A 10,000-nucleotide genomic window follows, 5' to 3' on the forward strand; every position below is an offset into this window, starting at 1 on the left:
GAAAAACTGAGAGAGTATAAGTCTCAGGGTTTTGAAATTCTGATACAGACAGCACGCAATATGCGTACTTATAATGGGTCTGTTGGTAAAATTAATGCGAATACACTTCCTATTATCTTGGACTGGTTAAAAAAACACGATGTCCCCTATGATGAAATTTATGTTGGCAAGCCATGGTGTGGCAATGACGGATTTTACATTGACGACCGTGCAATACGACCATCTGAATTTTTAAATTTTTCTCTTGATGAAATCAACCAACTGATTGAAACGCATTTATGATCCCTTCCAACCCCATTAACCTGATTATGTCAGGGGCCTATATTAGCAATGAGCTTATTGCTGAATTTGGGCCACTTCCTCCCGCGTTTTTACCTCTAGGCGTTGGACGTTTATATGATAAGCAGATATCCTGTTTAAAGCAGGACACAAAAGAAGTAATACCGATCTATATTACTTTGCCAGAAAGCTTTGAAATTCCATGTCATGACCTCCAATACCTAAAAGAAAAAGGAGTAACGCCCATATTCATACCAGACGGGTTGGAGTTAGGGGAGGCTATTGTTCTTGCTATCAATAGCATCAGTGCATATTCCTCAAGTATACGGATATTACACGGGGATACGGTTTTAAATCGTTTACCCAATGGATTAGATGTTGCTGCCGCACATCCAGAAAAAGATGATTACTGTTGGGCAGCTATCAATCATACCAATAATCAAATTGATAATTTTGAATTGATAGAAGCCGCAACTGAACGTAATTTAGATCGCTCTGTTGCTTGTGGTTATTTTGCTTTTTCCAGTTGCAGTGAACTAGTGCGAGCTATGGTTCGTGCACGCTATGATTTTATTAAAGGGCTTAATCTATATAATAAACGTTATTCGATGAAAATGGAATATGTTGAAGATTGGTATGATTTTGGCCACCTTCAGACCTATTTTCATTCTCGGAGGATGGTTTCAACGTCCCGAGCGTTTAATTCTTTACAAATAACAGACAGCGAAGTTAAAAAATATTCAACTGACCATTTCAAAATGGAAGCTGAGGCTCATTGGTTTGCGAATCTTCCTCCAAGCTTACTGCCTTACAGCGCCCGTTTATTAGATAAAGGGACAGAAGGTAGTAGAACATTTTATACGACAGAGTATCAATATACACCTAATTTATCTGAATTATTCGTTTTTTCAGAAATTGGTAAAGTGACATGGAAGAAAATTTTAAATTCTTCTGTATCATTCTTAGAAACCTGCAACAAATACAGAGGAGAGAAACCTAGAGATCATTATATGAATATGCTTATGGGAAGTAAAACTATCAGTAGGTTAGAAAAATATGCTGAAGAGACAGGTTTTAATATTGAAAAATCACTTCAGTTTAATGGCCGTAATACACCTTCTCTTTTAAAAATAGCAGAGTCTCTCCAGACTATGATTTCTGAAAATTCTGAAGAATTCTCTACCATTATGCATGGTGACTTCTGCTTCAGCAATATACTTTATAATTCACGAAATAGTCGAATATCTGTTATTGATCCACGCGGTTATGTTGCTGATAAATATTTAGATATCTATGGTGACATCAGATACGATATCGCAAAATATTCACATTCAATAAATGGTTTATACGATCTAATTATCGCGGGTCGCTATAGTCTAAATCAAGATAATGATTATAGCTTTTCTATTGAATTTGAAAAATCCCAACAGAGGGATTGGTTAAAAAAAATATTTTCAGAGTTAATTATAGCTAATATTCCCACAAATAGTTTGGAAATTCAGGCTATTACCATAGCTTTATTTTTATCTATGCTCCCGCTTCATGCTGATCGTCCAGATCGACAGGCAGCCTATATTGCTAATGCATTGAGATTATTTTCTAATTTAGAAAGCACAAATAAATGATTGTTATACCAATGGCAGGTCTTTCTAGTCGTTTTTCTAAAGCTGGTTATAAGCTACCCAAATATATGCTCCCTTTGGAAGGGAAAAGTGTATTCAAGCATTCAATCGAAAGTTTTTCTGAGTATTTTAACAATACTCCTTTTCTTTTTATCGCTAGAAATATCGCAGAAACACCAGAATTCATTAGAAAAGAAACGAGTGAGCTGGGAATTGCAGATGCCCGTATTGTTATACTCGAGCATGAAACATCTGGACAGGCTGAAACTGTAGAGATTGGAGTTAAAAAAGAAAAAATTGATGGTAAAACGCCGATTACAGTATTTAACATAGATACTTTTCGAAAAAACTTTCGTTTCCCTCAACAAAAATGGTTTGCTCATTCTGACGGTTATTTGGAAGTCTTCCATGGTGAAGGTCAGAATTGGTCATATGTTGGTGAAGTCGAAAACGCGGAAGAACCTCTTGTCGCTCGGACTACAGAAAAAGACCCGATTTCATCTCTGTGCTGTGATGGTTTGTATCATTTTGCGACAGCATCATCCTTCATAACTGCATTGGATAAAGAGCGTCAGTCGCCTTCTATGAATGAGTTGTATATCGCTCCTCTTTACAATCATTTAATAAAAGATGGTAAAAACATTCATTATAACCTCGTAGAAAAAGAAAAAATAATTTTTTGTGGAACACCCAGTGAATATGAAGAAATTTTAAATAAATAATTTTCTTTAAAACTGCCTTAGATGTTACTCTAAGGCAGTTTTTTATTTAGAGAAGACCATATCTTTTTTAATCTTCTTCTATAAAACAATCTCATTATTTTTTTTCTCGGGGGAGATGCGTATTTACCTTCAACAAACAGTTTTTTAATTTCGTCATGGGAGAAGTTAACTATATTTTCGAGAGTATTTTGAGAAAAACACTCGACCCTAGTATAGTTACTCATATTGTTAATGATACTCTGATATTTTTCGATATAGGCATGAGCTTCATGCATATCTAGTATGATAAAATTATCATATAAAATAAAAATAGAATCAATGAGCGATGTTGTATCATTGTGATATTCTAAAACGAGCTCTGGATATTGCTTTTTTATAAAAGGGAAGCTGACCCATTGCTCCGGCGCAAAACGCGTATAGAAACGTTTCTCTACTACATTTGAATTTTGACTATGATGTCTATGACGATACCATACTGCATACTCGAATGGATAAGAATCCACAGAATTCCATATTTTCTTTATATCTTCTGTTAATCCGAAATGAAACCAATCGCTATAATGAAATGGCATTTTTGATATTGTAAGAGGGTTCAGTGTGAATATTTCAGATACAAGTACTCTTTGCTTAAGTATAGATTTATTCTTCAGAGGATTTTTAATCTTTTTTTCGTAAAAATCGACGAAATTTCTATCACAGAAAAATAGATCATTTCGTATGCGCAATGTATATTTACTATTTGAATACTCTAGCCCAGTTTTGGCCGCCGCAATCATTAAATTAATATTGTTAATGCCGGGACTATCACTTTTCATCTTGGGTAACGGTGTCTGAAAAGATGAAATAGTGATCTTATCGCAATTTTTTTTGATTATATCAAAAGCAGAGGATATCAATCTATCCTTTAAATATTCTTTACATAGTTGAAATTCGTTATCTTCATTTAAATAAATACAATCACTAGAAGATATGACATTTATAATTGACGATTTAGGGAATAACTTCCTCCATATTCTAGATGCATCTGCAATATATACTATATTTTTTATGCCAATATAGCCTTGCATTATTATGGACAGCCCACCTTTACCGTCTAATTCTTCTTGTAAAGATACCATGTTAGCTTTCTCATATATTTTTATTAGTTTATGCGATAGTATCATTGAACATTATTATAGCATAAATTAAGCCAAGAAATTGAATATACTTTCACTAAACCTTCTATAGAAACACTAAATAAATTTTTAATTTTTTAAATGAAGAGGAATCGATATGATTATCTAAAATCTGAATATATACTATAAAATTTTACAAATAATTGTACAGTTAAATCAATGAGATGATTGAATGTCTTCTATTGAATGGCGGGTCAGTGAGGGGCTGACAGATTACGAATATGCCCGTTCGGAAATGACCAAGCGGGTGGTGGATATTGCCAATCAGGAAGCCTCTGAAATGGTGTGGTTTTTGCAGCATCCGCCCCTCTATACTGCCGGAAGTAGTGCGGATGAGCGGGAATTGTTAATGCCTGATCGTTTCCCTGTTTATCCGGCAGAAAGAGGCGGTAAATATACCTATCATGGCCCCGGTCAGCGGATTGGGTATTTGATGATGGATATCCGAAAACACGGTAATGATATTCGGCGTTTTGTTCATTCTATTGAAAAATGGGTTATTGAAAGCCTCGCTGAATTTGGGGTGACGGCCTATAGTCATCCTGAAAGGATTGGGATTTGGGTCAACACCCCCAACGGCGAAGCTAAAATTGGAGCGATTGGTATCCGAGTTCGGCGTTGGATTAGTTTTCACGGTTTTTCTTTAAATATATGCCCTGATCTTGAGCATTTTTCCGGCATTATTCCTTGTGGTATCAGCGAATTCGGTGTGACCAGCCTTCATGCCTTGGGGAAAAAGCTGCGTATGAGTGAAGTCGATCAAGCCTTAGCCGATCGTTTCCCGCGTTTTTTAGAAGCCTTGCAATCAAAAGAGGCGTTTTAATTCCCTATTATTCAAGATCTGTTGTTACTGGAATTCATGCTATGTAGACGTCGCGGTCAGTGCAGAAGTGATTGCCGTCGGCTCTTACTTCCATGTTTTTTGTAGCCTATCATGCAAAGATGTGCTGGTAATTTAATGAATAGATATGGTGCAGCGCTTACCCAAAATCATAGTGGGGAGTTGTTTATTTAAAGCTATAAAAGATTGAAAATCCATAGTGATACAAAGACAGAAAAATCATCTGTGTAATAATACCCCTCCAATTATATGGCTATAATTTTTCCAGATAGTCTTGATGGCAAAGCAGAAAGGAGAATTAGAAATTTTACTCAATTCGGCTTGCAAAAGATTAGAGTGTTTCTGTTCTGCCATCAGATCAAGCTGGGTAGAGAACAAAGTGTTTTTCTGTTCATCCAGATAGTCATCTAGCCCGATGACGGTAAGATTATCGGGCAGTTTTGTCCATGGAATCAGAGATCCAGCCTGCATTGGACGTCCCATCCCTGCGCTGTGCGTGTTATCAATGTAGTCGAACTTAATCCCAAATTGTTCGTAAAATCGGTTGCGGCGGCATTTGTGTTCACCATGTCCTTGATAAGCCGATAATTCTATTGGATTGATATCAGCCTTTGGCCATTGGGTCGCCCATTGAACAATCTGATTCATCAAGAATGATCCCACTCGATTGCCTCTAATACAATCAGGATCTAAATAGACAGCACCTTCGAGAGGCGAAGATCCTGTGAGAGAAATTGTGCCATTATCCCCGTAGTAACTAACGTAACAGGCCGGAAATTCATATGTTTGCTTTTGATAGTCGGATAGAATTCCGCCAATAATTCGGTAGCGGATAAGCAGTATCGCCTCTTCGACAAGGCCATTCGTTCCTTTGCTGAGTGTCTCTTGATGCTGAATGAGCAATTTTACAACGGGTTTACCGGTGGGATTAAGGCGAGGTCGGGCGATGAGAATATAGGATTTCATATTAGAGGCTCAAAGCGATGAGATTTCGGATATCTGAAGATGAAAAACGCGCAGCTTTGTAAAGAAAACTGCGCGCTAAAAGCACCTTTTAGAGCATCTTAAAAAGGAGCTGTAGTCGATTTTGTTAGCCTATCGAGCAATATTTTTCTTGGCTTGTTCTGCCATATAACGATTTTGTTTGAAAGAAGCCTCCAAGGTCGCATCAATCAATTGATATAGGGCTTCGTCCTTATCAAGGACATCCATACCTTTTCTTGTGCTGCCGCCCGGACTAGCGACTTTGTCGGCGAGTTCAGCAGGTGTAATATCGGCTTGTTTTGCCATGGTTGCTGCGCCTTCGACTGTAGCGATGGCCATGGGTAAAGCCTGATCCGCAGTCAGTCCCAATTTTTGCCCAGCCTGTGCCAAGGCATCAATGAAGCGATACACAAAAGCGGGCCCGCATCCGGCAAGTGCCGTGGCCGTATCGAATTGGTTTTCGTTAACCCATTCAAAGAGACCAAGCGTTGAAGCCAATTTTTCAATGCATTTGCGCTGTTCATCTGCGAGCTTGTCCGCGCAAAGGGCAACAACGCCCTTCCCTAACGCCACTGGAAGATTGGGCATGGCACGAACAATGTTTTTGGCTTTCGGGAAGAAATGCCGCAAAGTTTCCAATTCTACGCCTGCAAGAATAGAAATCAGGGTTGTTTTTTCCGTGATATAGGGTGCCAATGTCGGAGCGATTTGGGGCAGCATTTGTGGCTTCACACCCAAAAGTAAAGTGGCCGGTGTAGAACCGTCTTCTGGCAGACTGGTAACAACCTTGACACCTTCGGCAACGGGCTTGCCAGAAGGACGGATAACCAGCATATCTTCGGGATTAAGCCCATTATTGAGCCAGCAGCTTATCATACTGCCTGCCATGTTACCGGCACCAAATGCCCAAAAAGGCGCTTGGTCTTTGGGTAACAACGGCGCTAAATCTGATGCGGTATCACTCATAAAGCTATCACTTTTTGTCAAAAATCAGTCAGAAAACAGTCTCTAAGCCTTTAGGCTTCCCCGATAGTTTCGATCAGGGCAGCGGCAATAGCCTCGGACGGTTTTTTATTTGCCCAAAGCACGAATTGGAACACCGGATAGAAGCGTTCACATTCATCTATGGCCGCTTCGACCACGGTTCCGGCTTGGATCAGGGAAAGCGCCGTTTCGCTTTCATCATCGAGTAAAACGGCATGACGGAACAGAACGATACCGGAGGTTGACCACATTTCAAAATGGCCAATCCAGAGCTGTTCATTGATAAGCCCCAAGGTTTCATACAAGACAGCGTGACGATCAGGCGTAACCCGAATATCAGGCAAAGCGAGGAATTGAAGCACATTATCTTCTTCCCGCCAGATTGCCCGTAATTCATATCGCGCCCAGCTACCTTGAAAATGGGCAATCACCTCGTCATCGCTCTGACGCTCATAAGTCCAGCCATGTGCCGAGAAATATTGTTCCAGCATCTCGAGTGGCCCGAAATCATCATGGGTGAACTCATATTCGTCAGTAATCACGACAAGCCCCCTATAAGGCTGAATAAAATAGTAAAGGCTGATTAGCGGATATATATCAAAAATTCACGCGAAAGATCAGGATTTATTCGCTTTTTGGAGCCAATAACACCGCTATCAGCCTTTTATTTTCAGGCATTGTCTTTTTTAGAAGCGGCTTCCAAGGCTCCGACGCGCATTCTTAACGTTTCACATTCATCACGGCTGACAAAATCAAGGCCACCGATCCATTCCCGCAAACGATCTTTTAAAACATTTTCGGCTTCGCGTCCCATACCTACAAAGGTACCGGCTGCACCATTGATAACTTTGACAAGGTCATCAATGAGATGATTTTCTGTCTGCATTGTCTATTCCACTCTTTAACAGCGTTTAAAGAACAGATGTGACGGTTATCATAGCCGGTACAAGTATCTTGTTGTTACGGGTAAGAGATAAAACCGGAAATATTTTATCCTGTCACATAAAAATGACTTCATCCACGGCATAACAGCCAAGGATTTTTGATAGGATAAATTTTATCCAAGATTGAGAACCGTTTTCAGATCAATTTACCCGATCTTTTCAGCGGCAAGCAGAAATTCGACATTGCCATCATGGCCAGTGATAGGACTTTTTTCAAGGCCGATGACATGCCAACCGAGCGTTTCCAGCCATGCTTTGACCTCTGAACAGACCCGTTTCCTGACTTCGGGATTGCGGACGATGCCGCCTTTTTCGACTTCCTCTTTTCGGGCTTCAAATTGCGGTTTGACCAAGGCCAATAAGCGACCCCCTTTTTTCGCAAAGGAAAGAGGGATTTCCAAAATTTTGGTAATCGAAATGAAGCTGACATCGCAAACGACGATATCAACTTCTTCTGGAATATGGTCTGTTGTCAGCAAACGGGCGCTTAGCTGTTCATAGAGGACAACCCGATCATCTTGCCGTAATTTCCACGCCATTTGATTGGTGCCAGAATCAACCGCATAGACCCGATCAGCCCCCGATTGAAGCAATACATCGGTAAATCCGCCGGTCGAAGAACCGACATCTAGCCCTATGGCGTTATCCACCGTCCAGCCGAAATATTTTAGGCCATGCGCTAATTTAATCCCCCCACGAGAAACCCAAGGATGGCCTTTTCCTTTCAAATGCAACGGTGCATCAATCGGTAAAAGCTGTCCTGCTTTTTCAATTCGGCGATCTTTATTCCAGACTTCTCCGGCCATAATGAAGGCCTGTGCCAAGGCCAAGCTATCAACCATTTCCCGTTCAACTAACTGTTGATCGACCCGTTTTTTCTTTATTTTTTGCGCCATGGAAACCTTAATAGGGGCTGTTTTGTCAGGAATATCAGACAAGATTTTGAGATTGCCAGTTTCTTTTTGAGTGTAAAATATTTATCTGCTGTCACCTTGTGAAGGCAAATGCGATATGCCCTGTTTTCTGGATCTCTGCAATCGCCCGATCAAGAAAGCGGATCAGCAATCTATTGGCCTTGGTTAAAAAGGGAATGGAAAAACGATCCGTCAACGCCGCCGGAAGATGAATTGGCCTTTTTTAGCTTTCGGCTTTTTCTTGCCTTTTCTGTTCAGGAGGCGTTTTTTGCTATGACCGTTATTCGCCAAAATGACCTGATTGATAGTGTTGCCGATGCTTTACAGTTTATCGCTTGCTACCATCCCCATGATTTTATTCAGTCGCTTTATGAAGCCTATCAGCGAGAAGAGAATCCGGCTGCGAAAGAGGCTCTGGCGCAAATCCTTATCAATTCCCGTCTGTCTGCTATCGGCAAGCGCCCCATGTGTCAGGATACCGGCATTGTTACCGTTTTTGCTGAAATCGGTATGGGAGTGCGTTTTGAAGGGGAGATGACACTGGACGAGATGATCAATGAAGGCGTGCGACGAGCTTATACCTGCCCTTCCAATCGTCTTCGATATTCGGTGGTAGCCGATCCGGATGGCAGCAGGAAGAATACCGGTGATAATACGCCTGCCATTATTCATCATCATTTGGTTTCCGGCGATAAATTGAAATTGCGGCTGGCGGCAAAAGGCGGCGGAAGCGAAGCCAAGACCCGTTTTTCTATGCTGAACCCGTCTGATAGCGTTGTGGATTGGGTATTAGAACAAATTCCCCATTTGGGTGCCGGATGGTGTCCGCCCGGTATTATTGGGATTGGGATTGGTGGTAATCCCGAAAAGGCTATGGAAATGGCGAAATCCCAAGCGATGGAATCCATTGATATTCATCAATTACAAAAAAGAGGCGCGCAAAATCACGAAGAAGCCTTGCGTTTGGAATTATATCGTAAAATCAATGAATTGGGGATTGGGGCGCAAGGATTGGGTGGCTTGACCACGGTTTTGGATGTCAAAATTGAAAGCTATCCCACCCATGCGGCCAATAAGCCGATTGCATTAGTCCCGAATTGTGCCGCAACCCGTCATATTGAAATCACTTTGGATGGGCATGGCGCAGCGGTTATGCCGGAAATTCATTTGGATGATTGGCCGGAAATTGCCAAGAAGAGCGATGGCGTGGTTAGACGGGTCAATATTGATAGCATTACCAAAGAAGAAATGGCTGACTGGAAGGCCGGTGACAGCCTATTACTATCCGGTAAAATTCTGACCGGACGGGATGCTGCCCATAAAAGGCTGATTGATTTGTTAGACCAAGGGCAAGCCTTGCCTGTCGATCTTGAAAATCGTTTTATCTATTATGTGGGCCCTGTTGATCCCGTGAAAGGCGAAGTAATGGGCCCTGCGGGCCCAACGACAGCCACCCGTATGGATAAATTCACCCCCCGTTTATTAGCCGAAACCGGATTGATCGGCATGATTGGCAAAGCTGAAAGAGGTGATGC

The 10,000-nt window shown here is 41.0% G+C and carries 11 protein-coding genes; 5 read left to right on the forward strand and 6 right to left on the reverse strand.

Annotated features, from left to right (window positions below):
* From LDL18_RS04790 to LDL18_RS04800, 3 genes are all read left to right on the forward strand, one after another.
* Positions 1-282, forward strand: a 282-nt coding sequence (locus LDL18_RS04790; protein ID WP_296507300.1) for a capsular biosynthesis protein, incomplete at its 5' end; no start/stop codon positions are given.
* On the forward strand, positions 279-1,904 hold the full coding sequence (locus LDL18_RS04795; RefSeq protein WP_296507302.1) for a capsular biosynthesis protein: 1,626 nt from the start codon (positions 279-281) through the stop codon (positions 1,902-1,904). The genes LDL18_RS04790 and LDL18_RS04795, both read left to right, overlap by 4 nt.
* Positions 1,901-2,623 (forward strand): glycosyltransferase family 2 protein, encoded by a 723-nt coding sequence (locus LDL18_RS04800; protein WP_296507303.1) that lies wholly within the window; start codon positions 1,901-1,903, stop codon positions 2,621-2,623. The genes LDL18_RS04795 and LDL18_RS04800 overlap by 4 nt, the downstream gene beginning before the upstream one ends.
* A gap of 29 nt (positions 2,624-2,652) precedes the next feature.
* Here LDL18_RS04800 and LDL18_RS04805 read toward each other — a convergent pair whose 3' ends face one another.
* Positions 2,653-3,741 (reverse strand): WavE lipopolysaccharide synthesis family protein, encoded by a 1,089-nt coding sequence (locus LDL18_RS04805; protein ID WP_296507305.1) that lies wholly within the window; start codon positions 3,739-3,741, stop codon positions 2,653-2,655.
* 229 nt (positions 3,742-3,970) lie between these two features.
* Between LDL18_RS04805 and lipB the strand changes: the two genes are divergently transcribed.
* Positions 3,971-4,621, forward strand: coding sequence for a lipoyl(octanoyl) transferase LipB (gene lipB, locus LDL18_RS04810; protein ID WP_296507307.1), 651 nt, complete (start codon positions 3,971-3,973; stop codon positions 4,619-4,621).
* A gap of 237 nt (positions 4,622-4,858) precedes the next feature.
* On the opposite strand, the gene LDL18_RS04815 is transcribed toward lipB, so the two are convergent.
* From LDL18_RS04815 to LDL18_RS04835, 5 genes are all read right to left on the reverse strand, one after another.
* Positions 4,859-5,605 (reverse strand): hypothetical protein, encoded by a 747-nt coding sequence (locus LDL18_RS04815; RefSeq protein WP_296507309.1) that lies wholly within the window; start codon positions 5,603-5,605, stop codon positions 4,859-4,861.
* 129 nt (positions 5,606-5,734) lie between these two features.
* Entirely contained in the window at positions 5,735-6,589 is an 855-nt protein-coding gene (proC, locus tag LDL18_RS04820) for a pyrroline-5-carboxylate reductase (protein WP_296507311.1), read from the reverse strand.
* A gap of 50 nt (positions 6,590-6,639) precedes the next feature.
* Entirely contained in the window at positions 6,640-7,149 is a 510-nt protein-coding gene (locus LDL18_RS04825; protein ID WP_296507313.1) for a YbjN domain-containing protein, read from the reverse strand.
* Positions 7,150-7,277: 128 nt separating this feature from the next.
* On the reverse strand, positions 7,278-7,493 hold the full coding sequence (locus LDL18_RS04830; RefSeq protein ID WP_296507315.1) for an accessory factor UbiK family protein: 216 nt from the start codon (positions 7,491-7,493) through the stop codon (positions 7,278-7,280).
* Between the two features lie 204 nt (positions 7,494-7,697).
* The gene (locus LDL18_RS04835; protein WP_296507317.1) at positions 7,698-8,447 is read right to left on the reverse strand and encodes a TlyA family RNA methyltransferase; all 750 of its coding nucleotides are present in this window, start codon (positions 8,445-8,447) and stop codon (positions 7,698-7,700) included.
* A 291-nt stretch (positions 8,448-8,738) separates the two neighbouring features.
* On the opposite strand from LDL18_RS04835, the gene LDL18_RS04840 reads away from it, so the two are divergent.
* The coding region (locus tag LDL18_RS04840) for a fumarate hydratase (protein WP_296507319.1) at positions 8,739-10,000 on the forward strand (1,262 nt) is incomplete at its 3' end.

Source organism: Zymomonas sp., from assembly GCF_020216885.1.
In the GTDB taxonomy this organism is placed as follows: Bacteria; Pseudomonadota; Alphaproteobacteria; order Sphingomonadales; family Sphingomonadaceae; genus Zymomonas.

What these genes read in the sequence shown, in the direction of transcription:
- LDL18_RS04830 (WP_296507315.1), bottom strand. Translation starts at nt 7,493, where the DNA reads ATGCAGACAGAAAATCATCTCATTGATGACCTTGTCAAAGTTATCAAT.
- LDL18_RS04815 (WP_296507309.1), bottom strand. Translation starts at nt 5,605, where the DNA reads ATGAAATCCTATATTCTCATCGCCCGACCTCGCCTTAATCCCACCGGT.
- LDL18_RS04795 (WP_296507302.1), top strand. Translation starts at nt 279, where the DNA reads ATGATCCCTTCCAACCCCATTAACCTGATTATGTCAGGGGCCTATATT.
- LDL18_RS04805 (WP_296507305.1), bottom strand. Translation starts at nt 3,741, where the DNA reads ATGGTATCTTTACAAGAAGAATTAGACGGTAAAGGTGGGCTGTCCATA.
- lipB (WP_296507307.1), top strand. Translation starts at nt 3,971, where the DNA reads ATGTCTTCTATTGAATGGCGGGTCAGTGAGGGGCTGACAGATTACGAA.
- LDL18_RS04800 (WP_296507303.1), top strand. Translation starts at nt 1,901, where the DNA reads ATGATTGTTATACCAATGGCAGGTCTTTCTAGTCGTTTTTCTAAAGCT.
- LDL18_RS04835 (WP_296507317.1), bottom strand. Translation starts at nt 8,447, where the DNA reads ATGGCGCAAAAAATAAAGAAAAAACGGGTCGATCAACAGTTAGTTGAA.
- proC (WP_296507311.1), bottom strand. Translation starts at nt 6,589, where the DNA reads ATGAGTGATACCGCATCAGATTTAGCGCCGTTGTTACCCAAAGACCAA.